This is a genomic window from Kitasatospora sp. CB02891 (assembly GCF_002803145.1).
Taxonomy (GTDB): Bacteria; Actinomycetota; Actinomycetes; order Streptomycetales; family Streptomycetaceae; genus Kitasatospora; species Kitasatospora griseola.
In genome coordinates, this window is sequence record NZ_NNBO01000005.1 from 438,448 (window position 1) to 464,884 (window position 26,437).

Genomic DNA, 26,437 nt, shown 5'->3' on the forward strand with positions numbered 1-26,437 from the left:
CCTGGATGAATGCAGCGGACGGCGATGCCGCTCGGAGTGCTGGACCGGGCGGGTCGGACGGACAGCGATCCGCCCGAAGCGGGGTGGGCTCGCGGCTGCGGGTGCGCACCGTCGCCGGGCAGGTGTTCGTGGTTCTGCTGGTGGTCGTGCTGCTGCTGGTCGGCGCGGCGCTGGCGGCGCTCGTGCTGCAGGCCCGGCGGTCCGCCACCGGTGAGGCCGCGGGCCGCACCCGGGCCGCGGCCGTCGCCCTGTCGCAGGCCCCCGGCGTGGTGAGCGCGATGGACGGTCCCGATCCGACCGCGGTGCTGCAGCCGTTGGCGGACAAGGTCGTGCAGACGGGCGGCGTCGACTACGTGGTGTTCGCCAACCCGGCCGGGATCCGCTACTCGGCCCAGACCCCCGACCTGATCGGGAAGCACGTCATCGGCCCGTTCGAGCACACCCTCGCCGGGCCGACCACCGACAGCTTCCTCACGCCCGTCGGGCGGGTCGTCGAGTCCGGCGCGCCGGTCCACCGGCCGGACGGCTCGGTCGCCGGCGTGGTCCAGGTCGGAATCACCGTCGCCCACGTGGGCAGCGCGGTGGGCCGGCAGCTGCCGATCCTGATCGGCGGTGCGGCGGCCGCGCTCGCGGTCGGCACGGGCGGGGCGGCGCTGGCCCGGCGGCGGCTGCGACGCCAGACGCACGGCCTGGGCCCGGCCGAGATGACGCGGATGTACGAGCACCACGACGCGGTGCTGCACGCCGTCCGCGAGGGTGTGCTGATCGTCGGCGGGGACGGACGGGTGCTGCTGGCCAACGACGAGGCCCGCCGGCTGCTCGAACTGCCGCCCGACGTGGAGGGACGGGCCGCTGCCGAACTCGGGCTCGCCCCCGCGCTGGCCGAGCTGCTGGCGTCCGGGCGGGCCGCCACCGACGAGGTGCATCGGGCCGGGGACAGGCTGCTTGCCGTCAACAACCGCCCCACCGCACCGTTCGGCGGAGAGCCGGGCAGCGTCGCGACCGTCCGCGACACCACCGAACTGCGGGCACTGGCCGGGCAGGCCGAGACCGCGCGGGCCAGACTGCAACTGCTCTACGACGCCGGGCTGCGGGTCGGCACCACCCTGGACGTGGCGCGGACCGCGCAGGAGCTGGCCGACGTGACCGTTCCCGGTTTCGCGGACTTCGCCACGGTCGAGCTGGCCGACGCCGTGCTGAACGGCGAGGAGCCCCCGGACCCCGGCGCCGCGCAGGGCCTGTGGATCCGCCGCGTCGCGGTCGGCGGCGTCGACGAGGACTGGCCGTTCTTCCCGATCGGCTCGCGGCTCGACCCGCGCCCCGGCACCCCGGAGGAGATCGCACTGGAGACCGGGCGCGCCGCGCTCGTCGCCGACCTGCGCGGGGCCGACGCCTGGCGGGCGCGGAGCCCGGAGGCGGCCGACCGGGTGCTCTCGTACGGGGTCCACTCGCTGGTCTGCGCACCCCTTCGGGCCCGCGGCACGACCCTGGGCACGGTCCACTTCTGGCGGGCGGGGTCGCCGCCGTTCGAGGAGGACGACCTCTCCTTCGCCGACGAGCTGGCCGCCCGCGCGGCGGTCTGCCTCGACAACGCCCGCCGGTACACCCGCGAGCGCACGATGGCCGAGACGCTGCAGCGCAGCCTGCTGCCCGGAGCACTGCCCGAGCAGAGCGCCTTGGAGGCGGCCTACCGCTACCTGCCGGCGCTGCACGGGGTGGGAGGGGACTGGTTCGACGTCGTTCCGCTGCCCGGCTTCCGCGTCGCGCTCGTCGTCGGGGACGTCGTCGGCCACGGCCTGCACGCCGCCGCCACCATGGGCCGCCTGCGCACGGCCGTCCTCAACCTCTCCGCCCTCGACCTGCCCCCGGACGAACTGCTCGCCCGCCTCGACGAACTGGTCACCCGCCTCGACCCGGCGGAGAACTCCGGGGGAGAGCAGGACACGGGAGGCCGGGGCGAGCGGGCGGCCGTCACGGGCGCCACGTGCCTGTACGCGATCTACGATCCGACGTCCGGCGAGTGCACCATGGCACGGGCCGGACATCCGCCGCCGGTGCTGGTGGAGCCCGACGGCAGCGCCGAGTTCGTCGACCTGCCGGCCGGGCCGCCGCTCGGCGTGGGCGGACTGCCCTTCGAAACCACCGAGCTGCGGCTGGCGCCCGGAACCGCCCTGGTGCTCTACACCGACGGGCTGGTCGAGAACCGCGACCGCGACCTGGGAACCGGGCTGGAGGCACTGCGCCGCTCCCTGGCGGGCGCCGACGTCCGGCACTCCCCGGACGACATCTGCCAGGCCGTGTCCGACGCGCTGGTGCCGCCGCGCCCCACCGACGACATCGCGCTCCTCGTCGCGCGCACCCGGCTGCTGGAGCCCGACCAGGTGGCCGCCTGGGACGTGCCGCTCGACTTCGCCTCGGTGTCACGCATCCGGAAGGAGTGCGCCGACCGACTTGCCGCCTGGGGACTGGAGGACCTGTCCTTCACCGCCGAGCTGATCCTCAGCGAGCTGATCACCAACGCCATCCGCTACGGCGCCGAGCCGATCCGGGTCCGCATGCTGCGCGACAGCAGCCTCGTCCACGAGGTCTCGGACGGCAGCAGCACCGCCCCGCACCTGCGCTACGCAGCCACCACGGACGAGGGCGGCCGGGGCCTGTTCCTGGTTGCGCAGACGGCCGAACGGTGGGGGACCAGGTACTCGGCCCGGGGCAAGGTCATCTGGGCCGAACAGTCGCTGACCGTGCCGGAGTTCCGGTTCAAGGACTTCGGCGAGCTGCACCCGTGATCCGCCACGGGCGAACCCGGTGACTTCCACCCGGCGGGACCGCAGGGTGGTGCGACAGGCAGCCGGCCGCTCCGGTCGGCGACTCCGCCAAGGTGCAGCGTCAGGTGCAGCAGCAGGCGGCGTCGGACCGGTCCACGGTGGCGGCGGCACCCTCTTCTCCGAGCCCGTCCTGGTGGTGAACCAGAAGGCCAAGCTGATCGAGCTGACCAACGAGTACGCGGTCTTCGAGGCCCGATCGCCCCGCAGCCTGCTCGGTCGGGTGGTGACCGGATCTGACGAGCCGAGCCCTCCGGGGTCGAGGGCTCGGCTCGTCGGGCATGGGCCGGATCGGCCCGGGACTGCGGTGCGGGTTCGGGGCTACAGCGCGCAGAAGGCGTCGAACGCGGAGTTGACGGTGTCGCGCTGGCCCTGGGTTCCGCCCATCAGGTGGAATTCGTTGTTCGCGTACAGCACCTGCTTGGTGCCGTCCTCGCTGCTCAGCCAGTTGCTGAGGTAGCCGAGTACGGCGCCGTTGTGTCCCCAGGCCCACTGTCCGCAGGGCAGTTGCAGGTGTTCGACGCCCAGCCCGTACGCGGAGGTGCCTGAACTGTCCATCGGTACGGTGCTCTTGAGCTCGGCCATCTGCGCGGGCGCCAGGAGCTGTCCGGTCAGCAGGGCACGGGAGAACGCGGACAGGTCGTCCAGGGTCGACACCATGGCGCCGGCGCTCCCGTAGGTCTGCACGTTGGAGACCGTGACGTCCTGGGTGTAGAAGACCACCGGGTGCAGGTAGCCGTGGAGGAAGTTGCCGTACAGCGCGGGATCGGCGGTGGGGAAGCTGGTGTCGTGCAGCCCGAGCGGTTCGATGATGCGCCGCTGGATTTCGGTTGCTGCCTCGTTGCCGGTGACGGCCTTGATCACCATGCCGGCCAGGACGTAGTTGGTGTTGGCGTAGCTCCACTGCCGGCCGGGCGCGGAGACGGGCGCGCGCTTGGAGAGCGCGAGGTCCACCAGACTCTGCGGGGGCCAGGGCTGGTTGGGCTGGGTGTTCAGTGCGTACTGGGTGCCGAAGGCCCCGTTGGCGTACTCCGGCAGGCCGGAGGTGTGGTTGAGCAGCTCGCGGACGGTGATCCTGGAGCCGTCGAAGCCGTTGGCGTTGACCGCGCCGGGGAGCCACCTGGCCACCGTGTCGTCGAGGGAGAGCCGGCCCTCGGCCTCCAGTTGGAGCAGCACGGCGGCGGTGAAGGCCTTCGTGTTGCTGCCGATCCGGAACTTCGCCTTCGGGTCGGCGGGCACCTTGGTGGAAAGGTCGCCGACACCCGCGTGCACGTACTGGGCGGTGTCGGCCTGGCGTACCAGGCCGATCACGCCCGGATAGCCGTCGGCGACGCCCCGTTCGGCGCCGGCCTGCAGGAGGGCGGCCGGGGTCGGGGCGGCCGCGGTCGCCGGGCCCACACCGGCCGGCACGAGGCAGGCCGTGACGGCGACCGTCAGCAGCCACCGCCGATGCCGCGGGCTCCGCAGGGGCCGGTCGGCCGTACCGGCCGCACCCGGGCGCTCCGCGCCGTTCGCAGCGGTGGCTTTGAAACCGTCGAACATGCTCATGTCGCTCTCCGTTTTCTGTGGGTGGTCGAATCTCTCCGGCATCGGCTGCCTGATCCGGGACCGGGACGCGGAGTTCACCGCCGCCTTCGACCGCCGCCGTCCTCGGCGGGATCGCCGAGCGGCCCGGTCGTCGGTGGGGTGGGCACCGGCGTGGCGCAGGGCCGAGTCCGGCGGCGCCCAGGGGGCAGGAGCAGCGCGAGTGCGGCCGGCAGCGACTGGTCCCCCGGCCGGCCGGGTTCCGGAGCGGCGACAGCGGTCGGACGCAGGGCCTTGATCGGACTCCTTGGTCCACGGGCGGTCATGCCCTCCGGCTGCTCCGATCGTGGTGTTCCGGCAGCTCGGTGGACAGGCCAAGGCACCGGCCGGATATGACCGGCCGTCACGACCTGCAGGCTTTCGGCTCCGGCCGGCTTGTGGGGCGCCTGCCGTCACGGTGGTCAGGCCTGTGCGGAGGGGAATCCGGCCGGTCTGTAGTTGGTCCGCTGCCGGCGGTACGTGTGGCCGAGGTGGTGCTGCAGCCGGATGTGGCGGAACTGGTACACCGCACCGGTCCGGCGCAGCACCCCGCGGCGGTAGGCGTCGTCCAGGAAGGCGGCCGTGTCCCAGGGCAGCTTGCCGGTCAGCGGCAGCCAGAAGCGGGACAGCACGACCCACTGCCCCCAGGCGGTGAAGGCCAGGGCGTAGGACACCGCACCGCCGATCCCCCCGACCGCGCCGATGAACAGCCCGTCCGGCAGGTTCCAGGTGAGCGGCCCGAGCAGGCCCTGGAGCAGGTGGGCGGTCAGGCTGCCCCCGAAGGTGATCGCCAGTGTGAGCAGCGGCGCCAGGACGAGGATCTGCCGGCCCACCGTCGCGCGGTTGGAGGCGAGCAGGCTGACCGGGGTCGCCGCGGAGGTGACGTCGACGGGGGCTTCGAGCGCGGCCATGAATCCGAAGACCACCGCGGCGGCCGAGCCGAAGATCAGCCCGAAGCACAGCATGTTGATCAGGGTGCGTTCGATCACCTGGGGGTCGGTGAGCGGGATCCCGCTGTACACCGAGCGTTCGAGGGCGAGAGCGCACGCGCAGCCGACGCCCATGGCGAAGCCGCCGAGCAGACCGTCCCGGAAACGGACTGCGAAGGTACGGATCGCCCGGCGGCCGATGCTGTCGCGGGTGCCGGGCATCCGCAGCCGCACGCGGGCGGGTTCGAAGACCGCACCGCGGCCGTAGGTGACCATGACCCCGTACACGGCTCCGAAAGCGAGGCCGGCGACCGGCCCGATGAGGAGTCCTTGAAGGAGGCTCTCGCCGAACCCGATCTGGTTGGCGATCACACAGATGAGCCAGTCGGACAGGGTGATGCTCAGCGCGGTTGCCAGCACGACGGCCATGGTGCGGGTCGAGGGCCGCAGTGAGTCGCTGATCTGCCACCAGGCCAGGTCCTGTTGATCGCGGTCGAGTCGGACCAGGTGGTGGGCGAGGTAGCCGAGCCAGTGCTGCGCGCGCTCCGGATCCCAGCTCGGCCGGCGGCGTTCGCGGCCCCCGGCCGACTGCTCGGGGGCGCGGTGCCGGTAGACCGCCGGAACGAAGCCCGCCAGCAGGTGTTCCTCAAGGGACTTCGCGGTGGGGAACCTTTCGCCGTCCAGCAGTTCGGCCGGACTTCGGTCGGGCGTCTCGCTGTACATGGTGCGCGCCAGGCTGACCATGAGCGGGGTGGCCAGCACCCCGGCGAGGTTCGCGCCCGCCTGCGTCCTCGGGGCGCACAGTTCTTCCAGGACGGCGTCCCACACCGCCCCGGTCCCGCCGTCGCCCCGGTCCCGCCGTCGCCCCGGTCCGTGCGGCGAGCGGTCTCCCGGGCTGTGCGGGGCAGGTAGGCGACGAGATCGTCGGGGGTGAGGTCGACGAGCTCGATTCCGGCCGCCCAGACCAGCGGTGTGTGCGCCGCCTGGACGGCCTCGGCGAACTCGTCGCGCCGGCTGGTGAGGACGAGCGGCGCCGAAGTGGCGTTGAGCACCTCAAGTGCCTCCTGCCGCAGGCCTTCCGCGATCTCGTCGAATCCGTCGAGGACCGGAAGGACGAGGCCGGCGTCGACCAGCCCGGCGGCCAGGGTCGACCCGCCGGGGCTCCTGCGGGCCAGATGGGGGTGGTCGCGCAGCAGGCGGCCGATCAGCCAGTCCCGCAGCGCAGTGGTCGACGGGTCCCAGGAGCCGACACTGAAGATGACCGGTACCCGACCTGGGGCGGCCGAGGAGTGGAGGAAGTCCAGGACGAACCTGATCGTGAGAACGGACTTGCCCGAGCCGGCCCGGCCGAGAACCACCAACCGTCCGGACGATATTCGCCGGTAGACGTCCGCCACGCTGCGCAGGTCACCGCTCAGGTCCATCCGACGCGGGACGGCCCCCGGCCCCAGGCGCTGGATGTTCTCCGAACGATCCGTCAGGTCTGCGGGCGCCTGCTGCCACCGGACCGGTAACGGAAACGGGTCGTGGACCCGGCGCTGTTCCTCCTCGCGCTGCCAGCGACGCCTGATCTCCCGTGCCAGCTCGGCCACGGCCTCGGCGAGTGCACCGGTCGCCGGCAACGGTGCGGGGACCGGGGAAGGAAGCGGCGCGGGCGGCTCGTCGGCCCGTGCCTGCGGGACGGTGACCGGCTCGGACGGCAGGGGATCCGGCGCAGCCGCCCCGTTCTGCATCCTCGCCAGGACGGCCGCCAGCCGCCGGCGGTCGTCCTGCCCGACGGCCAGAGCATCCGCGAGGTCGTTCAGCGTTCTCAGCCGGTGGTCGGTGGACCTGTCGTTCTCAAGCCGACGAATGGTGCGAACGCTCACCGCGGACCGTTCCGCGAGCTGTTCCTGCGTCAGTCCCGCCTGATTGCGCAGTCGGCGTAACAGCGGGCCGAGTTGATCTGTCACGAGGGGCCTCTCCACTCGCCGTTCGTGGCCGCCGGTGATCCTACCGTGACAGCCGGTCATATGTGGCCGGTGCCGTGTCCTGTTCGCCGACCAGCGCGAACTTCAGGATCAGCGGCGGGCGGCCGCACCTGGCCGGTGACGAACGAGGTGTCGCTGTCCGGCCCTCGGCTGCACCGAGTGTCGGCGATGGCGGCGACCACCCCCCGCAGTGCGACGGACGAGGAGTCGACATGGTCTATCGCTACTGGTGCGGCGAGTGCAGCTACAAGACGCCCTGGCTCACCGAGTCCGTCGGCGAGGAGCAGCAGACCGACCACTACGCCAGGAAGCACCCCGGTATTCCCCCCGGCGGCCATGTCGAGGTCAGCCGCAGGAACCCGGACGGAAGCTCCGGCTGCCTCCGGATCGTGGCGATCGCGCTCCTGCTGCTGGTCCTGGCGGCGGCATGCCGTCGCTAGTTGCTCGACGAGGGCCCGGATGCTCTACGGCGCTTCGACCGCCGGCGGAGGACGGCGGCGGCAGCAATGGCCACGGCACCGGCGCACCGGCAGTGCGAACGGGTGGTGCACCCGGCGCTGGGCCTCCTCGCGGCGGCAGCGGTGCCGGCTCTCGCGGGCCAACTCCTCGGCGGCGTCGGCGAACGGGCCGTGGTCCCGGAGCGGCGGCAGTGGTGCCGGCGGGGGCTCCTGCGCCGACAGGGCCTCCGGGGCGGCGCCGCCGCCGAGGGCGCTCAGCCGTCGGCTGTCCTCGGGGCCGGCGTCGAGCGCGTCGGCGATGAGGCTGACGGTGCCGAGCCGGTGGTCGAAGGGCCGGTCGGGCTCGATCCGGCGGACGGTGCTCTCGCCGAGCCCGGCCCGCTCGGCGAGCTGGAACTGCGTCGGACCGGCCTGCTTCCGTGGCCGGCGCGCCAGTGCTCCGAGCGTCTCCGCCGCGACGGGCGTCTCCGCCACGACCCGCCCTTCGCCCGAGGAGGCGAAACCCCGAGGATGCGAAACCCCGAGGAGGCGAAACAGGGGCGAGCCCACCGCTGACGACCGGTCACCTATGGCCGGTGCTGTGACCTGTGCATTCGTCTGACGTGACGTCAACATCGGCGGTGCGGACAACGGTTCCGTGGCCCCGGCGCACCCAGTTGCGCGGCCGGGCCGCCCCGGTCCGCGACACCGGTACGTGAACTTGAGGGAGGCGGTGTTTGCGATGGCGGAGGCGAAGGGCGTCCTGCTGCCGGCCTACGTGGTGGCCGACGAGTCGGGCTCGATGGCCCCGTACCAGCGGGAGCTGGGGGACGGGGTGGCGTCGCTGTGCGAGGGGCTGCGGGCGGAGCCGATGGTCGCGGCCAAGCTCCGGCTGGCCGTGCTGGGCTTCTCCGACGACGTCCGGGTCCGGCTCGCGGTGGCCGACATGCGCACCGAGACCACGGTGCCGCAGCTGGTGATCCGCGGGGTGACCAACTACCGGGCCGTCTTCGAGGACCTGCTGCAGCGGATCCCCGGCGATGTGAAGTGGCTGCGCGGCGAGGGCTACCGGGTGCACCGCCCGGTGGTCTTCCTGCTCAGCGACGGCCAGCCCACCGATGGCTCGTCCTGGCACGCGCCGCACGCCGAGCTGACCGACCGGGACCGCACGCCGACCGCGCCCAACATCATCGCCTGCGGTGTCGGCGACGCCCGGGCGCAGACCATGGTCGACGTGGCGACCCGCCCCGAGTTCGCCTTCCTCGCGAAGTCCGGCACCGACGTCGGCCGGGCGATCTCGGAGTTCTTCCACTCGCTCACCATGAGCCTGGTGGCCTCCGGACACGCCCTGAACTCGGCCGACCCGCAGCTGGTGGTGAACCGGCCCGACCAGTTCACCATGGCCATCGACGAGGTCGGCCGGTGACGCCCGCCCGCCGGGGCGACCGGTACCCCGTGCCGCCGGCGGCGCCTGCGAGGCCCGCCGGGCCGCCCCCGGCGGCCGGGCCGGACCTGGTGCCGTGGCAGCGGATCACCGTGGACGTGCCGGGCCTGGAGTTCGAGGCCCGGCCGCCCAGCCAGTACGCCTTCGACTTCCCCGACAGCGAATGCGAGGGCTGGTCCACCGACCGGCTCACCCTGCGTTTCGCCTCCGTCCGCGGCGCCAAGCACCGCTACTACCGTCAGCCGCGGCAGGACGCGGTGCGCGCCGCCGTGCACGAGGCCACCGGCAGTGTCGTCTTCGCGGTCGCCGACGGCGTGTCCAGCGCCGCCGAGTCCCACCAGGGCGCCGTCGAGGCGTGCCGGGCCGCCGTCGAACGCATCCTGCACCTGCTCGACCGGGGCCCGGACCGGCTCGACGGCGCCGACGTCGCGGGCCACGCCGCGGAACGGCTGCGGGAGTTGGCGCGGTGGCGGCTCGGCGTCCCCGCACCGCAGGCGGCCGAGGTGGCCCGCCTGTACGCGACCACCCTGGTGGCGGGGGCGGTCCGCGCCGCGGGCGACGCCCTGGAGGTCGAACTCTTCCGGATCGGCGACTCCGGGGCGTGGCTCCTCGACCGGGCCGGCGGCGGCTACCACCCGCTGTTCGGCGGCAAGGCCGTACCGGGCGCGCCGCTGGTCAGCAACGAGGTCTCCCCACTCCCGCTGGTGCCCGACCGGCCGGAGACCGCCGCCGGCCGGCTGGCCGAGCCGTGGACGCTGCTGGTCGGCACCGACGGGTTCGGCGACCCGCTCGGCGAGGGCGACGGCCGGGTCGGGGAGCTGTTCGCCCATCAACTCGCCTCGCCGCCCCCGCCGTTGTGGCTCGGCCACGTACTGGACTTCACCCGGGAGACCTTCGACGACGACCGCACCCTGCTGGCGATCTGGCCCCGGCCCGAGGGGCACCGGTGAGCGCGGGGTCGGCCGCCCCGGTCGAGTTCGCCACGCTCGTCCTGGACGGGGAACTCGGCCGGGGAGGCCAGGGATCGGTCCACCGGGTGCGCAACAAGCGCATCAACGAGTCGGCGGCCGACGGCGGTTGGGAGGTCGTCTACAAGGAGTACGTCCCCGCGGTGCTGCCGCAGGTGGACGCCGCCGCGCTGGCGGCCGCGGTCGCGCTCCCCGGGCGGCTGACCGGCGAACAGGGGCGCTGGCTGTGCGAGAAGACCGCCTGGCCGGCCGCCGTGGTCCGGCGCGGCGGACGGACGTGCGGGTTCCTGATGCGCGCCGTCCCCGACCGTTTCCACTTCACCCTGCAGACCCTGGCGGCCGGCAACCAGGGCCCGCCCCGGCTCGCCACCCTGGAGTACCTCCTCAACGACGACTCCTACGTCGCGGGGATCGGACTGACCGTCACCGACCGGGACCGGCTGCTGCTGCTCGCCGACCTCGCGGCCACCCTCGACCGGCTGCACCGCTTCGGTGTCGCCGTCGGCGACCTCTCGCCGAAGAACCTGCTCTTCACCCTCGCACCGCAGCCCGAGTGCTTCCTCATCGACTGCGACGCGGCCCGCACCGACCTCGCGACGGTGCTGCCGCAGGCCGAGACCCCGGACTGGCACGTTCCCGCAGGCGAGGAACGGGCGACCCGGCACAGCGACACCTACAAGCTCGCCCTGCTCGCCGTCCGCCTCTTCGCCCGCGACCAGAGCACGACCGACCCGGCCGCGCTGGCGGCGATCGACCCGGCCCTCGGCGCCCTGGCCCGCGCCTCGCTCGGAACGGACCCGGCCGCCCGGCCGACGCCCGCCGCCTGGGCCGAGCAACTGGCCTCGGCGTCCGGCAGCCCGAAACCCGGCCGCAGCCCGAAACCCGGCCGCGGGCCGAAAGCCGCCGGGGGAGCGAAGCCGGGCGGGGGAGCGAAGCCGAAGCCACCGGCCGGGCCGGCCGCCCCGCGACCGCACGTCAACAGCGGGGCAGGTCCGGCAGGTTCAGGTTCGGCAACCACCCCCGGCACCGGAACGGGCAGCGCAGCGGCCCGCGCCGGCAAGGTGCTCGTCGCCCTGGCCGCCGTCGTGGCCCTGGTGCTGGTGGCGGTCCACCGCGGCGACTCCCACCCGGCCGCCGACAGCCACCCGCTGACGGTCAGTCACTCGCCGCGTCCCGCCGGCAGCACGTACCGGACCCCGCAGCCCGACCCGACCGTCACCAGCACCCGCCCGACCACCCCGACCCCGACCCCGACGCCCACCCCGAGCCCGAGTCCGACCGACCCGATCGCCACGGCGGGCGTCGGCGACTGCCTCCACGACACCGGCACCAGCGACCACGCCGACCTCACCCCGGCCACCTGCACCGCCGGGACGTTCAAGGTCGTCCGGATCAACGAGGGCAGCACCGACCCGGGCGGCTGCGCCAACGTGCCCGGCAGCGACTGGAACGTCGACTCCAAGCGCTACTCGCGGGTCCTGTGCCTCAGCTACCAGAGTCCCGGCGGCGACCTGTACCACGCCCGGCAGGGCGACTGCGTCTCCGGGCCGAACCGCCCGGGGCCGTGGTCGTTGGTGTCCTGCCGGACCGGCGCCTTCAAGGTCCTCGTCGTCTACAGCGGCACCAACGACCAGTCCAGGTGCGACAACTGGCCCAACTACAACCAGTGGCGGACCGCCCCCGGCCCCAAGGGCGCCGACAGCGACGTCCTGCAATGCCTGTCCATGGTGTTCCCCGACGACGCGGGCTACGCCACCGTCCGCACCTGCCTGCTCAAGTCGGGCTCCACCTTCACCAACGTCGGCAGCTGCGACCGCTCCAACGTCTACGTCACCGGACGCACCAGCACGCCCAACTACCCGGCGTTCTGCGGCCAGGACGCCTCCACCTACTGGCGCTCCGACGAGTTCCCCGACCTCGGCTACACCGTCTGCTGGCGCTGGCGCTGACCCCGCCGCGCGGCGACCGACCCGACCTTCCACCGACGACGTCCAAGGATCCGACATGGCATACCGCTACCGGTGCGGCGAGTGCGGCTTCAAGACCTCCTGGGGCGCCGAGTCCCAGGGCGAGCGGGCACAGATCGCGCACTACACCGACCGCCACCCCGGCCTGTTCCCCGGCGGAACGGTCGAGGCCAACACCAAGAACCCGGAGGGCGGCATCGGCTGCCTCGGCCTCCTGGCCGTGCTGTTCCTGCTGTTCGTCCTCGCCGCCGCGTGCAGCCGATGAACAGCGCCGACCCGAACACCGCGACGAGGGGGACGTCATGACGAAGCACTACTGGAACCAGGACCCGGCCGCACCGGCACCGCCGACCTGGCAGCAGACACCGCGCGCGGTGCCGCCCCGGCTCGGCCGCGGCGGGTCGACGCCTGCCGCAGCGCCCGTCACACCTCCGGCCGCGCCTCCTGCCGCGCCGCCGGCCCAGGGCATATCGCCGGCCGCGCCGGCGGCCGCCCAACCGGCCGCCCAACCGGCCGCCAAACCGGCCGCCAAACCGGCCGCCCAACCGGCCGCCCAACCGACCGCCGGGCCACGCCCGCAGCCGCCGGCCGCGTCGGGGACGCCGCTCGGCGCGCGGGCGCCGCGCCGCGGAACGGGGTTACTGCGCCACTGGCGGCTGCTGGTGACCGCGGTGCTGCCCTGCCTGCTGCTGGCCGGCGTCGGGTGGTACCTCTGGCCGCAACAGCCGACCGGCCTTCCGCCGCGCATCACCGAGGGGACCGTCCAGGCGGTCCTCCTCAGCACCGACAGCGTCAGCCGACTGGCCGGTACGACGATGGTCGCCGGACCGCAGTCGGACCGGCCCCACGTCCCGCTCGCCGTGACCCCGTCGGAATGCGCCACCGCCGCCGGACCGACGACGCAATCGGTCTACGGGAAGGGGTGGAAGGCGTTCCTGTCGGCGACCTACCAGGACGCCGCAGGCTCGGGCAGTTACACCGTGAACCAGGTGGTCGGCGTGTTCCCGGACAGCGAGAAGGCCGACGCGGCCTTCAGGACGCTCACCGACGGGCTCACCAAGTGCCCGTCCTCGACCCGCACCGACGAAGCCGGACGCACCTCGAAGTGGGCCTACACGGCGGACCCCGCCACCGAGGCCGCGGTGGCGTGGACCGCGACGCAGGGCGACACCGCGGACTGGGCCTGCTACCACCAGGCCCGGGTGAAGGGCGCAAGCCTGATACAGGCCTCCGTCTGCCAGGCCGGCAACGGCGGGCCCGCCGTCTTCGTGATCGCCGATGAGCTCACCGGCAAGGTGACCGGATGACCGCGCCCTCGCGCAGGACAGCCGCGCGTCGCCGGGCGCTGCCCCGCTTACTCCACCTCGTGCTGCTGGCTCTCCTGGCGCCGATCGTCGTCGCGGGAGCGCAGACGATCGCGGCGACCGGCGCCGTGGCCGTCACGGCGCAGGCGGGCACGCTCGCGCCCGTTCCGCTGGTGGCGCCCCGGGGCTTCGAGGCCGCCCTGGCGACCCTCCTGGTGGAGATCGAGGACGCGAACCGGCAGGCGGCGCAGCTGGCGCAGCAGGGGAAGGACGTGGTCGCCGAGGCGGAGCGGATCACCAAGGAGTCCGCCGCCGTCCGCGACAGCAAGGCGGCGCTCAACGCCAGGGTCGCGGTGGTGAACGAGGAGATCAAGGGCCACAACGAGCGCGCGAAGGCCGTCGACGGCGAGATTGCCGCCCACAACGCCAAGCCGAACACGTTCACCCTGCCCGCGGACGCGCGCGCGGCCGCCGCCTACGACACCGAGGCGCACCGACTGGAGGCCAAGAGGAACCAGGAGAACGCCGTCGAGGACAGGATCCAGGGCGAGGAGAGCCAGATCCGGCAGGAGGCCTCCCAGGTCGACGCCAAGTCCTCCCAGCTCGACGCCGCCGCCGAGGCCAACGACACGAGGGCCGCCGACCTCAAGACGAAGGAACAGCAACTCCGGTCCCGAAGCCAGCAGTTGCTCGGGCAGATGGCGCAGGCGATCCAGAGCTTCGCCTCCGTTCCGTCGAACCCGGCGGCCGCGATGAACCAGGGCGGCGACGCGCCCGCACCGGCTCCGCAGGCCGGCAACCGGTCCGCCGGCCAGGACGAGGACACCGGCGACAGCCCGTACCGCGGGCCCCGGGCCGCCGCGCTGACGCAGTACGCGAAGCAGCACGGCACCACCGTCGACGCCCGCCCGGGCACGGCGTACCTGACGCCCGACGCCGTCCGGCGGCTCACCCCCGCGCAGGCAGCCACCCTCGGCAGCCCGGCCATCGACTACGAGGGGCTGGTCCGCAAGCCCAACGGGCACTATACGGCGCTCCGGGTGCAGGCCCCGGCCGCCACCACTGCCCCGGCCCCGGCGGTCTTCCCGCCCGGCGGGCTGGTCGTGCACCGCGGTGGCGAACAACTCTCCGTCGACGAGGTCACGACGGTCGAGGAAGCCCCCGTCTCCGCGGGTCCTGCTTCGGGACACGGCAGCCCGGACCCCGGTGGGGCCGGCAACCGGCACATCCGCACCTGCAAGGACTTGAAGCCGCTGGGGGCCACAGACCTGAACGGCGGCGGATGGGTCGACTACCTGCCGTCGGACGCCCGGGGCCGCAACGGGGGAGTCAAGTCCTGTCTCGAAGGGGCGCCCGGTTCCAAGAGGGGGCAGTCCGCGGACAGAGCCGGCAACATCCCGGGCTGGACCGACGCCCGGACGCGGGCGACCGCCCTCGGGTTCAACCAGGAGCGCGACATCGCCCGCTGCCACTCCGTACCGCGCCAGGCCGGCGGAACGGCGGACGAGCGGAACCTGACGCCGTGCTTCCAGCGGGGGGCCAACATCAACCAGGCAACCGGCGGCACCATCACCAACAGCATGTTCACCTTCGAGACCAGGGCCGGGAACGGCATGAAGCAGGGCTACGTGCTGTACGACGTGCGCCCGCGGTACGAAAAAACCAGCACCATTCCGAGCAAGTGGGAGATGGCGCTCTACGCGTGGGATGCCACCACCGGGGCGAGAACGGACTTCGGGTCGACGGTCGTGGACAACGCGCGCTACGGCCCGAGCGGACTTGTGAACCTGGGAATGTAGCCTCCGGCGAGAACGGGCGGCCGACGGAAGGGGACGCGGGCGTGGATGTCGAGGAGATGCTGGACCGGCTGGGCGCGGTGATCGGGCCGCCGCCGGCGGGAGGAGTGGCGCCGGTCCCGTGGCAGCTCGGGCGTGCGGTGCTCGGATTCCAACTGCCCACGGACTACCGGGCGTTCGTCGACCGGTACGGGGCGGTCAGCATCAGGGGCGAACTGCACATCTTCACGCCATCGGCAGCGCCCGTTCCCCAGACCGAGCAGCCGCTCGGCTTCGAGGGGTTCCTGTACTGCACGACGGAGCCCTACGGATATTGCGCCATGCTGGCCCAGGCCTACCGCGACGGGGACTACGACGAGTGCCCGTATCCGCTGTTCCCGGCCGAGGGCGGGCTTCTGAAGTGGGCCAACAACTGGTGCTCCGACCAGTTCTTCTGGCTGATGCGGGGCCCGGATCCGGACCGCTGGCCGGTCGCCGCCAAGTTCGACTCGATGCGGGAATGGGACGTGTTCGAGGGCGGGTTCCTGGAGTTCCTGCTGGCGGCGGTGACGGAACAGTACCCGTACCACGAGGACGTCGTTCCCCGGGGGACGAAGCAGCCCGGCGACGGCCGTGACTACCGCTTCCGGGGCGACTGGTCGAAGCAGCTGTTGCAGTGACCCCATCGACAGAACGCCCGCCCGCAGGTCCCCCGACACCCGCCCGCCGCACCGGTGCAGCAGCCGCTCGTGCTGCTGCCCGCGGTCAGGCGGCGAAGTTCTTGTCGATCAACATCTGCAGGACGTTGACGTGGAAGTCGGGGAAGTCCATCGGAACGATGCCGTAGCGGGCGGCCCCGCCGGTGCGGGCGGCCAGGTACGGGTAGACGGACTGGTCCATCAGCGTCTGCTCGGCGGTCTTGGGCCACAGGCCGCCGGCGTAGCTGAGGAAGTTGACGTACATCTGCGGGGAGTCGGGGTCGGCGGTCGCCGCGTCGAACTGCTGGGTGATCGCCCGGCCCTTGACCCGCAGCGGGAACAACTGGTCGGTCTGCCAGAGGTCCTGGGTGCGGAAGTACTGGTTCGTGCCGCTGGACCACTGGATCAGGCCCCAGTCGTTGGCGAAGTCGGCGAGCAGCACGATCCGCCCGCGGGCGGCGCCGAGGGTGGGCCAGCCGTAGAGGTGGAAGAGGCCGCGGTACCCGAGGTCGTCGAGGTAGTGGCCGACCCGGCGCCGGAACTCGGCGGCGTCCAGGGCCTGGCCGCCCGCGTTCTCGTTCTTGAGCCGCATGACGAGCGTCTCGCCCCGATGGGCCGTCAGGAAGGCGCGGCACTGGTCCAGGACGTCCTGGAGGCGGACGTACTGGTAGGCGTCGGAGTGGTAGATGCCTAGTTCGTCGGCCGTTCCCTGCAAGCCGTTGCACCGGATGTCGAGGAACCGGACGCCCTGGGTGAGCTGCTCCGGGACGCCCCAGTTCTGGGTGTGGGACCACTCGGTGCCGTGGGCGGGGTCGGTGCAGCAGGAGTCATGGGTGCCGGGAATGGTCAGGCCGAGCAGGGAGCGCTCCGGCGCGAGGTACGACATCCAGTCGGCGGTGGGCTTCCCGCCGGGCGTGCCGGCGGAGCCGACCGCCGCGCGGGCGGCGGGAGCCGGGAGCAGGCCGCCGAACGCGGTGGCGACGGCGGCGAGGGCGCCGCGGGTCAGCAGCGTGCGGCGTGCGACGGCCATGGGATTCCCCCCGGGGTTCGGTCGACCCTGCCCGAATGTTGTCCCGTTCATGCCCAATCTGTCCCGGGGATATGCGGCGGGACGCCCGCACTTCGGGTGTCCCGCGTGCGCCGAGGCCGGCGCGGTCAGCTGTCGAAGCCGAAGCCGAAGCCGAAGCCGAAGCCGAGGCCGAAGCGAAGCCGAAGTCGAGGCCGAAGCGGTCGAGGGTGCGCGGCCACAGGTTGCGGTGCCGGGCACTGGCGTCGGCCGATGCGGCTCCGCGGCGGCCACCCTCGGCATGCACCACTCGACCGTCCAGGCCCGCCACGAGGCACTGTGACCGACACCCTCGGCCACGACCCGCGCAGCACCGCCGCCGCAGCGCTGCTGCGCCTCACCGACCCCCGAGTAACCGGCCCGCAGCCCGCGATGGTCCGGTTAGTACTCCAGTGCGACTTCGTGATCTAGGTAGCTAGTCGCTCTTCGCCCTGCGGGACGCCGACAGCCACGCCGAGGGCTGTTCCCGCACTTCGGCCTCCTGCACGACGACTACACGCCCAAGCAGGCCTTTCGAACGTACCGCGACCTCATCGAGGAGCTGCACGTCGGTGACCGGCCGTCAGGTTGCGATGACTGGGGATCAAGTGACTGTGGTGAAAGGGTGTTGGAGAACGGGAGGTTCGGCAGGTCGGGCGGGATGGGCGTAGCTGGGTGATCTTGGGCGCTGTTATCGTGCGTGCGACACCTGCCGGTACGGATGTTCGAACGGAGAGACATGCGCAAGTCGAAGCGGATAGCGGCGCTCGCCCTCAGTGTGCTGGGCATGACGACGGGAATGCTGGTCGCGGCTGCTCCGGCGGAGGCGGCGTCGACGCCCAGCGGAGCCTGCAACAGCGTCGGTAGCGGGTACTACCTGATCGACCAGCACGCGATCGGCACGGTCGCCGACGTCTACCTGTTCTACAACGGCTCCAGCAACTGCGCCGTCACCTGGAAGCGCAGCCCGAACGGGACCACCCGGTACGACCTGAGGGTGAACATCGAGCGGCAGAGCGACCTGAAGGACGCTCCGGGCGCGGGCTTCTACCTGTACTACGCCGGCCCGGTGACCCTGAGCGCCAAGGGCACGTGCATCTCGTGGGGCGGCGAAGCGCAGGGCGTCCGCTGGTACTCCGGCTGGACCCACTGCGGCTGATCGCCGCACCCAACACGGGCCCCGGCAGCGCATGACGCGGCCAGGGCCCGGCCACGTCGGCCCTCCGGCCGCGCCGATGCGCCGGTCGCCCCGTCGCATCGGACCCGCCGGTCGGCCACTGTACGGTCGGACGGCACGGGGCCCGACCCCACCGGCGGCGCACCGACGTTCGAGCAGGCAGGGAGACTGGCACGTGGACGCACAGCTCACCGTCGACTGGTCCGAGGCGACCTAGTACTCCAGTGCGACTCCGCGATCTACGTGCTTGCGGGGACGGAGAGCCGCCGCCGGTAATGGCTGCGACGTGCCGAAGCTTGGTGGCTTCTGCGCCAGTTCGACCAGTGCAGGAGCGCGCTCAGGGACCTGGCCGGTGGGCTGAACAGTGTGCCGATCAGGCGGCGGATCTCCGGGACGGTCAGGTCGACCGGCTCGCCGCTTCGGGCGGGGCAGTTCGGATCCGCAGGTCTGGTGGGCCGCGCGTCGTCTGCGGTCCCGCCGGGCAGGATCGTCTGCGGGCCTTGGGCAGCCGGCACGACGGGCCAGCAGTCGCGGCCGACCGCGATGAGTCATAGCGTGACCACTCGGTGTAGCCGGGTCACCGCGGCTCGACGACGACGAAACGAGGAACCCCATGGCCAGCAGGGCCAGCATCGTTTTCGCCCACGGCCTCTGGGCCGACGGGTCGTGCTTCAACAAGCTCATCCCCGCGCTCCATGCCGAGGGGCATGTGGTCTCCAGCTCGCAGCACGGCCTCGACTCGCTCGAAAGCGACGTCGCGTGCGTCACCCGCTCCATCGACTACGTGCCCGGCCCGGTCGTGCTCGTCGGTCACTCGTACGGCGGGACCCTGATCACCAAGGCCGGCGTTCACGACCGCGTGGGCGCGCTGGTCTACATCGCCGCGCTCAGCCCGGACGAGGACGAGACCTCGCAGGAGCAGCAGAGCAAGTTCCCCCGTACGCCCGTGTTCGATCACATCGACGTCTCCCACGGCCGGATCTGGCTCAAGGAGTCGGGCACCGGCGACTTCTGCGGCGATCTGCCGCCGGCCGAACAGAAGCTCGTCCGGGCCGTGGGCGCCGTGCCGGTCCCCGACCTGTTCGACCAGCAGGTGCCCGGCACCGCTTGGCGCACCAAGCCGAGTTGGTGCATCGTCGCGAACAACGACCGGACGGTGCACCCGGACCTGGAACGGGCCGCCGCCGAGCGCATGGACGCCAAGGCCTACGACGTCGACAGCAGCCACGTGCCGATGCTCTCGAACCCGGACTTCGTCCTCGACGTCATCCGCGACGCCGCGAAGTCCCTCCAGGCGTAGGCGTCGATCGGCCGGACTCCGCCCGGGTCCGTTCCCGGGCGGCTCCCTCCTGGCGGCGCAGACGGTAGGTCACGGCGAGCCCCCACGGGATCGCGAAGAGCAGGACGGGGACGAGGCCCAGGACGGGCGGCGAGGGCTGCGACCGCAGAGTCCGGGACAGCGCGAGGTACAGCTCCCGCTCGGTGTGCCAGACCTGGCGGGTCGCGGCGACGAGCATGGTGCCGACCAGCACGGCGGCCGCGCCGCTGCACCGCACCCAGGCCGTGGCGGCATGGGGGTGCTCGACGAGGCTGACCATCGCCGCGCCCGTGAGCGGCAGATGCGCCAGCATCCACTCCACGGTGGCCGCCGATGTCCGGCGAAGTCGAAGTACGTCCACCGGAATCCCTCCTTGCCTTCGGTGTCCTCCGGCAACAAGGCTCGCTGCCCCGCGCCCGGCGTGTCGGCGGAGCGTGCGCAGCCGGGTGCGAAGCACACCACGGCTGCGCCGGGGCGACACGCGCAGGACGACACGCCGCTCGGCAGATCACGGCGAGTGGTCGGCGGGTAGGCCGCTCTGATCCGCCCCCCGGACGCCCCGCAGCAGGCGACCCTGCAGTTGGGCGTCAAGGGGTCGCAGGTCAAAGTCCTCACACCCACCACCGCCCGCTGTCGCCGGCGCTCGGTCCTGCCAGGTGGCCGCCGGTGCGTCTCGGCGCAGCCCGGAGCTGTCACCGGGGACCGGGCGGCTTGGGCCAGGCCGTTCCGGCTGCGGCGGCTGTGAGGATGTCTCCGAGCCGGAGCCAGGCGTTGGGGCCGGCGCGCCGGCCGCTCTGCCTCGCCATCGGTCGGGCGCCGAGCGAGGGCAACGCCAGGGTGTGGCACAGGTGGGCGACCGCCGACGAGAGTCGCCGGGCCCTGCGCGGACCGGGCGGAGCACTGGCAGTCCTCCTCACGGACGAGGTCCACCAGGACATGCAGCGGGGCGACAGCACGGCGACCCGGGAGTTCCTACCAAGTCCGGCCGGCCGACGAATCCGGCGCGGAACAGGCCTGGTTCGGCGTCGCCGGGCTCACGGCCGCCGAACTGATCGCACTTCAGCGCCCGACCGCGAGCCTCTCCGTCCCGCCGAACGTCAGCTCCTCCGACAACCGACTCGTCCGCCGGCTGCGCGACTTGGGCGTCCGGCACGGTGGCGTGCTGTTCGTTCAGGCGGCCGGCCGCGTCCTCGCCTCGGTGCGCCCCGACCAGCTGATCTCCGCCCCTCCGGCACGAGGTGGGACCGGAAGGCGCCGTGGTGATGTCGGCCGCGACCCCGGAGAGCTCGTCGAACTCCGGGTACACCCGGGCCGCGCTCGACGGCCTGACACCTGCCGCCCCGGAGTGCCTACCTGTCCTCCATGCCGCCGTTCGACCGCGCCAGGACGCCGGTCTCGGCGTCGGCCGGCTCGCTCCCGGAGTTCCTCCGGGCCCACCCGGGCCGCGTGCGCAGCGCCCACCCCAGGACTCGCTCGTCGCCGATCACCGGCTCGACTCTCCCCACGGCGAACACTCGCCGCTCCTGAAGCCCTACCAGAGCCGCGCCCAGGCCCTCCTCCTGGGCGTCACCCTCAACCGGTGCGTGGCATGGAACCTGGCAGCGGGGCGGACACCGAACCCGCCGACAGCGATCGAGTCCTGCGTCGTCCACACCCGCGACGACAGCAGGACCTGGGTCCGCTTCACGGCGGGTCGCCGCCCCCGACCTGACCGCACCGGAGCTCCTCGACCTCCTGGAGACCCAACTCCCCGTCAGCCGAAGCCTCGTGTCCCCGCGGAGCGCGGCCCGCACCGCAGGGTGCTGCCACTGCGCGCCACCCCGTCCGCAGCGACAGCGAACCGGTCCGGCGGATGGGTGGTGCCCTGATCCATGCCCGTCATCGGGACTGACCGGACGTCAGAACCGGTTCCGGGCCGACGAATCCGATTCGGCGCGCGCCAACCGGACTGGCCAGGCGTCAGAACCCGTGTGCCGACAACGTGCGGCCGGGTAGCACGGAACGGCGCCCGGGCTCGTCGGCCGCGATGCGGAGCCGGGCGAGGACGAGTCCGGCGGAGCCACCGGAAGCGTTCGGGTGGCTCCGCCGGGCTCGTGGGGCTCAGCTGGTCTGGATCGCGGTGTCGTCGATCACGAAGGACGTCTGCAGCGAGGCGTCCTCGACGGCGTTGAACTTCACCGTCACCGACTGGCCGGCGTAGGCCGACAGGTCGACGGTCTTCTGGGCGTAGCCGGTGTTCTTGTCGAGGTTCGAGTACGTGGCGACCGAGGTGCCGTTCGCCGTGACGGTGAGCTTGTCGTACGCGCTCGACGTGGTGGTCTCGGCGGTGTCGATGTGCAGCCAGAAGCTCAGCGACGCCTTGCAGCCGGCCGGGATGGTGACGGTCTGCGAGACGCTGTCGGTGTGGCTGGAGCCGTAGCCGTCCATCCACGCCTTCCACGAACCGCTGTGCGCGGCCTGCGAGGCGGAGTTGTCGACCACGCCGGTGCTGGTGGTCCACGGGGCCGCGGTGCCGGTCTCGAAGCCCGCGTTGCCGAGGAGCTGCGCCGGGGTGCAGGTGCCCTGGTTCGTGGTGACCGTCCAGGAGAACGTGGTGGAGGCGGTCTTACCGGCCGCGTCCTTGACGGTGACGGTCACCGAGGAGCCGCCCGAGGTGGTGGGGGTGCCGCTGATCAGGCCGGTGGAGGCGTTGATCGACAGGCCGGCGGGCAGGCCGGTGGCCGAGTAGCTCAGCGGGGCGGTGCCGCCGGACGCCTGGATCTGCAGGCTGACCGAACCGTTGACCACGGTGGACTGGTTGCCCGGGTTGGTCACCGACACGGCCGCGCCGGCCGGCTTGGTCAGCAGGCAGCCGCTGACGGTCAGGTCGATCACCCGGCCGGTGCCCAGGCAGGTGGTGAACCAGTAGGTCTCCTCACCGTAGCTCTGGCCCTTGGTGACGGTCGTGGTGCCGTCCGCGGCCACCTCGCACGGGTTGTTCAGGGTGCACATCGCGCCGTCGTCGTTGCCGGTGTTGTTGATGCCGACGACCTTCTTGCTGGCGGCGTCGACGATGGGCGAACCGGACGTGCCGTGTGTGGTGTTGCAGCCCGCGCTGTAACGCAGCGAGTCGCGCCAGGTCCACTGGTCCTCGCGCAGGGTGTCGACGAACCCGTTGATCGAGCAGTTCCACACCTGCTTCCAGTACGAGGACGGTATGTACATCGCCGACCCGTCGACCGGATGGGTGTCGCTGATCGTCAGCGCCGTCGCCCCGTACTTGGTGGTGACGGCGGCGAAGGTGTCGGTGAGCTGGTACAGCGCGACATCGGTGCCGGTCATCGTCGCGTACAGCACCTTGTCCGCCTGGACGGTGCCGAGCGAGGTGCCGGCGGAGTTGAGCAGCGTGCCGCTGCGGCTGGCGCTCGCGTTCTGGATGACCTGGCCGGCCGACGGCATGGTCGGCAGGCAGTGGCCGTTGGTCAGCATCATCGCCCGGTCGGTGTCCACCGAACTCGGGTAGCGGACCAGCGAGGCGGAGCAGTTGCTCAGCGCGATGGTGGAGGTCAGGTCGCCTGCCTGAACGGCCTGCGCGGGAGCGGCACCGAGGGTCAGGGCACCCGCGACGACCGCGACCGCGCCGAGCGCGGCGGCGAATCTCTTGAACATGGCTCTCCTTGTGGGGGATTGCAGGCGTGCGACCGGTTGGTGCACGCCCGCGCCGCACGAAAATGCCATGGTCACTTCAATGCGGTCAACCATGTCGACGGAACTCGCGGTCGAAGTCCTCCGCAGACGCGGGTGTTGGACTGGGCACTTGATGTACCGTCACATCCCGTTTGTCGCAGCCCGTCAGGCGCGGAAGCGCTGCGCGCCCTCGCCCAGAGGGCCGCGGGGAAGGCGGCAGGCGGGTCGGGCCTCGGGACGGTGATCCCGTCGATCGGCCCGGCGGTCCTCAGGGACTCCAGCGCCACCGGCGGCATCGTCCAGGTCGAGCAGGGCGTTCCACCGCCCGGCGGCACTCCCGTCGGCGAGCAGGCACTCCAGCAGCCTGGCAGTGACGGTGACGTCCGACATCGCCCGGTGACGGTCGGCCGGGCGGGCGATGCCGTAGTGGATCAGGAGGTTGTCGAGGCTGGTAGGAGCCCAGACCGGGGGTGAGGGCCTTGGCGAGGCGGATGGTGTCGAGCAGCGGCGTGGCGGCCAGGGCAGGGCAGCGCCCGGCCTGACGGGCGATCATCCCGGCCTCGGTGGGGGCATGATGGGCCACCAGCCGGTAGGGCGGCGCGGTCAGGTGCGTGTCCATGCGAGCCAGGCCGGCAGACCCGCTGACTCGTGACCAGGCGACTGCCGGAACGGACAAACCCGCCCTGTTGAGCGGAACTGTTCTCGAAGCTCTGCCTCGTCCGCTTCAAGACGGGTGAAGGTCTCCGCTGGTGCGCGGCCGGCCGTATCGTTCGACGAGGGCGTTGCCGATCGAGGCCAGGTGGTCTCGGACCTCCGGAGGGCCGGTCACCTCGACCCATTCGACGAGCCCGGAGAGCTCGCCGGCGAGGATGTACTCATTGGGGCCGCGGATCACGACCTCGATGCGGCCATCGGTCGTGGAACCTCCCACGTCGAGCCGGTCGCCGAGCGCCATCCGGAGTATGCCTATGCCGTCGGGTGTGCATACCGCCCGGACCTCCAGCGGCGTTCGTTTGTGATCGACCTCTTTGGCGATCTCGTTCCAGCTCTCGGCAAGGTCGAAGTCCCCGGGTCGGTGCACAGGGTCGCCGGTCGGGTCGGCGGACGACACGCGGTCGATCCGGAAGATCCGTCGGCCGGTCTCGGTGTCGGAGACGAGGTACCACACAGGACCTTTGGCGACGATGCCCAGCGGGTGGACGGTTCTCCGGGTCTCGACGCCTTTGCTGTCGACGTAGCCGAGCGACACCTGGACGCCGCTGATCACCGCGTCCTGGAGTTCGTCGAGGAAGCGAGGTGGCCGGTGCTCGATCCGGCCCGCCCCCCAGCGCTGCGGGTCTACGACCAGCGACGCCGCCGCTGCCTCGGCCTGCACCTGGAAGGGCTTCGGTAGGGCATGGACGAGCTTGCGCAGAGCTGCTTTCATCGCCGGCGTCGCATCCGAGGCCGGACCGACAGCCAGGAACAGGGCGCGGGCCTCACTGGCGGTCAACCCGGACAGGTCGGTACGAGCGCCGCCCACGAGGCGCCAGCCGCCGCCCCGGCCCTGTACGGAGTACACGGGCACCCCGGCCATGGCCAGGGCGTCGAGGTCACGGCGGGCGGTGCGCTCGGAGACGTCCAGCTCTCGGGAGACCTCTGCGGCTGTCACCTGCTCGCGCCGTTGGAGCAGGAGGAGTGTGGCCACCAGCCGATCGGATCGCATGCAGACAAAGCTCTCATGAAAACCGGTCATGGGGTGACCGGTTTGGGGAGCACGATGGCGACACGGCCTCATCGAGGAGGTCGACCGCCGGCGAACGCCCCCAGAGAGGAAATGCAGTGCTCAATCAAGCGGAATTTCCCGAGCCCGCCCTCATCCAGGTCAACGGTGTGGAGCTCGAAGTCTTCGAGGCGGGCCGAGAAAACAAGGGCAAGCCCATCGTGCTCTGCCACGGCTGGCCGGAGCACGCCTTCTCCTGGCGTCACCTGATGCCCGTCCTCGCAGCGGCCGGCTACCACGTCATCGCACCGAACCAGCGGGGTTATGGTCACTCATCCCGCCCGACCGAGGTGACGGACTACGACATCGAGCACCTGGCGGGTGACCTCGTCGCGCTCCTGGACCACTACGGCTACGAGGACGCCACCTTCGTCGGCCATGACTGGGGTGCGTTCGTCGTCTGGGGGCTGACCCTGTTGCACCCCGACCGGGTGAACAAGCTGATCAACCTGAGCCTGCCTTATCAGGAGCGCGGAGAAACGCCGTGGATCGAGGCCATGGAAACCTTTCTCGGCGGCGACTTCTACTTCGTCCACTTCAACCGGCAGCCGGGCGTCGCGGACGCCGCATTCGATGCCAACACCTCCCAGTTCCTCCGCAACCTCTACCGGAAGAACGTGCCCCCCGCACCCCCTGAACCGGGCATGGCATTCATCAACCTCGCCAAGGCGGAAACACCACTCGGTGAGCCCATCATGAGCGACAGTGATCTGGCCGTCTACGTCTCCGCGTTCGAGACGTCCGGATTCACGGGCGGCATCAACTGGTACCGGAACCTCGACCGCAACTGGCACCAGCTGGCGGACGCGGACCCGATCGTCAAGCAGCCCGCCCTCATGATCTACGGCGACCGGGACTTCGCGATCCCGAGGTTCGAAAGACTGGCAGAGTTCGTGCCCGACGTGGAAGTGATCGGCCTGGAATGCGGTCACTGGATCCAGGAGGAAATGCCAGAACAGACCAACCAGGTGATTTCGGAATGGCTGAAGCGGCAGGGCTAGTGTCCTGCGATCCGGTTCGCATCACCTGAAGGCCGAGTTCTCACATCACACCGATGACTGCCGGACGTGGGGGCGGGCCAGGTCGCGCGGCCTCCTCGTCAGGGCTTCAAGGTCATCTGGTAGCGGGTTTCAGGCTCACCCTGGGGCGGAATCCAACGTCCCCACCGTGGCTCGTCGAGCCCGAGCGACTGACCCAAGCCCCGACAAGTGTCAACCAGTGGCAGCGGCTCACACCTGACGGCACGTCCGAGATGCCGGAGGGCATGGTGCTGTACGGCATCCGGCACTTCTTCGCCTCGAACTGCCTCACCCACGACATCCCGATCACCGATGTCGCGGAGTGGACGGGCCACCGCAGCATCGACGTGACGTTCAAGATCTACCGCCATCTCATGCCCGGCTCGATCAGCCGCGCCGCCCAAGTGCTGAACGTGGATCTCGCGGCCTGAGGTGAACCATGGTTTCGGCCCGTCAGGACATGCGGCGGGCCGAAACCCGAGGTGACGCCGGGAGGCGCTGCTGTTTGATCCAGGACTGGACCTCGGACACCTTGAGTGCGGCCGTCGCCACCGACGATGCTGCCGCAGACCG

19 protein-coding genes and 5 pseudogenes are annotated in these 26,437 nt (G+C 71.9%); 15 read left to right on the forward strand and 9 right to left on the reverse strand.

Annotation, left to right across the window (positions count from 1 at the left end):
- Window positions 1-5: 5 nt before the first annotated feature.
- Entirely contained in the window at window positions 6-2,786 is a 2,781-nt protein-coding gene (locus CG736_RS14745) for a SpoIIE family protein phosphatase (RefSeq protein ID WP_100586742.1), read from the forward strand.
- 65 nt (window positions 2,787-2,851) lie between these two features.
- Window positions 2,852-3,015 (forward strand): annotated as a pseudogene (locus CG736_RS37715) (scramblase); the annotation flags it as partial.
- 128 nt (window positions 3,016-3,143) lie between these two features.
- Here the strand turns inward: CG736_RS37715 and CG736_RS14755 are convergent.
- The 3 genes and pseudogenes from CG736_RS14755 to CG736_RS38925 all read right to left on the reverse strand — a co-directional run.
- A complete protein-coding gene (locus tag CG736_RS14755) occupies window positions 3,144-4,370 on the reverse strand; it encodes a serine hydrolase (RefSeq protein WP_232733995.1) in 1,227 nt (408 codons plus the stop codon).
- A gap of 437 nt (window positions 4,371-4,807) precedes the next feature.
- Window positions 4,808-6,142 (reverse strand): hypothetical protein, encoded by a 1,335-nt coding sequence (locus tag CG736_RS37720; protein WP_232734007.1) that lies wholly within the window; start codon window positions 6,140-6,142, stop codon window positions 4,808-4,810.
- A gap of 983 nt (window positions 6,143-7,125) precedes the next feature.
- A pseudogene (locus tag CG736_RS38925) lies at window positions 7,126-7,326 on the reverse strand (helix-turn-helix domain-containing protein); the annotation flags it as partial.
- A gap of 170 nt (window positions 7,327-7,496) precedes the next feature.
- Here CG736_RS38925 and CG736_RS14765 point away from each other — a divergent pair.
- On the forward strand, window positions 7,497-7,724 hold the full coding sequence (locus CG736_RS14765; protein ID WP_100586659.1) for a hypothetical protein: 228 nt from the start codon (window positions 7,497-7,499) through the stop codon (window positions 7,722-7,724).
- 24 nt (window positions 7,725-7,748) lie between these two features.
- On the opposite strand, the gene CG736_RS14770 is transcribed toward CG736_RS14765, so the two are convergent.
- A complete protein-coding gene (locus CG736_RS14770) occupies window positions 7,749-8,216 on the reverse strand; it encodes a helix-turn-helix domain-containing protein (protein ID WP_100586660.1) in 468 nt (155 codons plus the stop codon).
- 247 nt (window positions 8,217-8,463) lie between these two features.
- Here CG736_RS14770 and CG736_RS14775 point away from each other — a divergent pair, with 247 nt between their 5' ends.
- Genes CG736_RS14775 through CG736_RS14805 form a run of 7 tightly spaced genes read left to right on the forward strand, consistent with a single transcriptional unit; the run spans window position 8,464 to window position 15,859 of the window.
- Window positions 8,464-9,147 carry a hypothetical protein gene (locus tag CG736_RS14775; RefSeq protein WP_100586661.1) on the forward strand — a complete coding sequence of 228 codons (684 nt, stop codon included), beginning with the start codon at window positions 8,464-8,466 and terminating at the stop codon, window positions 9,145-9,147.
- Window positions 9,144-10,115, forward strand: a complete 972-nt coding sequence (locus CG736_RS14780) for a protein phosphatase 2C domain-containing protein (RefSeq protein ID WP_100586662.1) — start codon at window positions 9,144-9,146, stop codon at window positions 10,113-10,115. The genes CG736_RS14775 and CG736_RS14780 overlap by 4 nt, the downstream gene beginning before the upstream one ends.
- Window positions 10,112-12,082: a hypothetical protein gene (locus CG736_RS14785; RefSeq protein WP_100586663.1), complete on the forward strand. Its 1,971-nt coding sequence runs from the start codon at window positions 10,112-10,114 to the stop codon at window positions 12,080-12,082. Before CG736_RS14780 ends, CG736_RS14785 begins: the two co-directional genes overlap by 4 nt.
- 55 nt (window positions 12,083-12,137) lie before the next feature.
- On the forward strand, window positions 12,138-12,365 hold the full coding sequence (locus tag CG736_RS14790; RefSeq protein WP_100586664.1) for a hypothetical protein: 228 nt from the start codon (window positions 12,138-12,140) through the stop codon (window positions 12,363-12,365).
- Between the two features lie 37 nt (window positions 12,366-12,402).
- The gene (locus CG736_RS14795) at window positions 12,403-13,407 is read left to right on the forward strand and encodes a sensor domain-containing protein (RefSeq protein WP_100586665.1); all 1,005 of its coding nucleotides are present in this window, start codon (window positions 12,403-12,405) and stop codon (window positions 13,405-13,407) included.
- A 59-nt stretch (window positions 13,408-13,466) separates the two neighbouring features.
- Window positions 13,467-15,203 carry a DNA/RNA non-specific endonuclease gene (locus CG736_RS14800; protein WP_100586666.1) on the forward strand — a complete coding sequence of 579 codons (1,737 nt, stop codon included), beginning with the start codon at window positions 13,467-13,469 and terminating at the stop codon, window positions 15,201-15,203.
- 41 nt (window positions 15,204-15,244) lie between these two features.
- Window positions 15,245-15,859 (forward strand): hypothetical protein, encoded by a 615-nt coding sequence (locus tag CG736_RS14805; protein WP_100586667.1) that lies wholly within the window; start codon window positions 15,245-15,247, stop codon window positions 15,857-15,859.
- 85 nt (window positions 15,860-15,944) lie between these two features.
- Here the strand turns inward: CG736_RS14805 and CG736_RS14810 are convergent, their stop codons facing one another.
- On the reverse strand, window positions 15,945-16,907 hold the full coding sequence (locus CG736_RS14810; RefSeq protein WP_157815586.1) for a phosphatidylinositol-specific phospholipase C: 963 nt from the start codon (window positions 16,905-16,907) through the stop codon (window positions 15,945-15,947).
- A gap of 754 nt (window positions 16,908-17,661) precedes the next feature.
- Between CG736_RS14810 and CG736_RS14815 the strand changes: the two genes are divergently transcribed.
- Together CG736_RS14815 and CG736_RS14820 are read left to right on the forward strand one after the other, a co-directional pair.
- On the forward strand, window positions 17,662-18,081 hold the full coding sequence (locus tag CG736_RS14815) for a hypothetical protein (RefSeq protein ID WP_100586669.1): 420 nt from the start codon (window positions 17,662-17,664) through the stop codon (window positions 18,079-18,081).
- A 631-nt stretch (window positions 18,082-18,712) separates the two neighbouring features.
- A complete protein-coding gene (locus CG736_RS14820) occupies window positions 18,713-19,399 on the forward strand; it encodes an alpha/beta fold hydrolase (protein ID WP_100586670.1) in 687 nt (228 codons plus the stop codon).
- Here CG736_RS14820 and CG736_RS14825 read toward each other — a convergent pair.
- Window positions 19,365-19,778: a hypothetical protein gene (locus CG736_RS14825; protein WP_100586671.1), complete on the reverse strand. Its 414-nt coding sequence runs from the start codon at window positions 19,776-19,778 to the stop codon at window positions 19,365-19,367. The genes CG736_RS14820 and CG736_RS14825 overlap by 35 nt on opposite strands.
- A gap of 1,001 nt (window positions 19,779-20,779) precedes the next feature.
- On the opposite strand from CG736_RS14825, the pseudogene CG736_RS38930 reads away from it, so the two are divergent.
- Window positions 20,780-21,285: pseudogene (locus CG736_RS38930) on the forward strand (AAC(3) family N-acetyltransferase).
- A 232-nt stretch (window positions 21,286-21,517) separates the two neighbouring features.
- Here CG736_RS38930 and CG736_RS37730 read toward each other — a convergent pair.
- The 3 genes and pseudogenes from CG736_RS37730 to CG736_RS14845 form a co-directional block, all read right to left on the reverse strand.
- Window positions 21,518-22,246: pseudogene (locus CG736_RS37730) on the reverse strand (putative Ig domain-containing protein); the annotation flags it as partial.
- A 201-nt stretch (window positions 22,247-22,447) separates the two neighbouring features.
- Window positions 22,448-23,158 (reverse strand): annotated as a pseudogene (locus tag CG736_RS38935) (serine protease); the annotation flags it as partial.
- Between the two features lie 649 nt (window positions 23,159-23,807).
- Window positions 23,808-24,788, reverse strand: a complete 981-nt coding sequence (locus CG736_RS14845; protein ID WP_100586675.1) for a YafY family protein — start codon at window positions 24,786-24,788, stop codon at window positions 23,808-23,810.
- Window positions 24,789-24,904: 116 nt separating this feature from the next.
- On the opposite strand from CG736_RS14845, the gene CG736_RS14850 reads away from it, so the two are divergent.
- Window positions 24,905-25,846, forward strand: coding sequence for an alpha/beta fold hydrolase (locus tag CG736_RS14850; protein WP_100586676.1), 942 nt, complete (start codon window positions 24,905-24,907; stop codon window positions 25,844-25,846).
- Window positions 25,847-26,097: 251 nt separating this feature from the next.
- Window positions 26,098-26,295, forward strand: a complete 198-nt coding sequence (locus CG736_RS37090; protein ID WP_369880198.1) for a hypothetical protein — start codon at window positions 26,098-26,100, stop codon at window positions 26,293-26,295.
- The last annotated feature ends 142 nt before the right edge of the window (window positions 26,296-26,437 follow it).

Excerpts from the sequence above, each read along its gene's own strand:
- CG736_RS14820 (WP_100586670.1), top strand. The coding sequence starts at position 18,713 with ATGGCCAGCAGGGCCAGCATCGTTTTCGCCCACGGCCTCTGGGCCGAC.
- CG736_RS14765 (WP_100586659.1), top strand. The coding sequence starts at position 7,497 with ATGGTCTATCGCTACTGGTGCGGCGAGTGCAGCTACAAGACGCCCTGG.
- CG736_RS14795 (WP_100586665.1), top strand. The coding sequence starts at position 12,403 with ATGACGAAGCACTACTGGAACCAGGACCCGGCCGCACCGGCACCGCCG.
- CG736_RS14755 (WP_232733995.1), bottom strand. The coding sequence starts at position 4,370 with ATGAGCATGTTCGACGGTTTCAAAGCCACCGCTGCGAACGGCGCGGAG.
- CG736_RS14790 (WP_100586664.1), top strand. The coding sequence starts at position 12,138 with ATGGCATACCGCTACCGGTGCGGCGAGTGCGGCTTCAAGACCTCCTGG.
- CG736_RS14745 (WP_100586742.1), top strand. The coding sequence starts at position 6 with ATGAATGCAGCGGACGGCGATGCCGCTCGGAGTGCTGGACCGGGCGGG.
- CG736_RS14815 (WP_100586669.1), top strand. The coding sequence starts at position 17,662 with ATGCGCAAGTCGAAGCGGATAGCGGCGCTCGCCCTCAGTGTGCTGGGC.
- CG736_RS14810 (WP_157815586.1), bottom strand. The coding sequence starts at position 16,907 with ATGGCCGTCGCACGCCGCACGCTGCTGACCCGCGGCGCCCTCGCCGCC.
- CG736_RS14845 (WP_100586675.1), bottom strand. The coding sequence starts at position 24,788 with ATGCGATCCGATCGGCTGGTGGCCACACTCCTCCTGCTCCAACGGCGC.
- CG736_RS37090 (WP_369880198.1), top strand. The coding sequence starts at position 26,098 with ATGCCGGAGGGCATGGTGCTGTACGGCATCCGGCACTTCTTCGCCTCG.
- CG736_RS14775 (WP_100586661.1), top strand. The coding sequence starts at position 8,464 with ATGGCGGAGGCGAAGGGCGTCCTGCTGCCGGCCTACGTGGTGGCCGAC.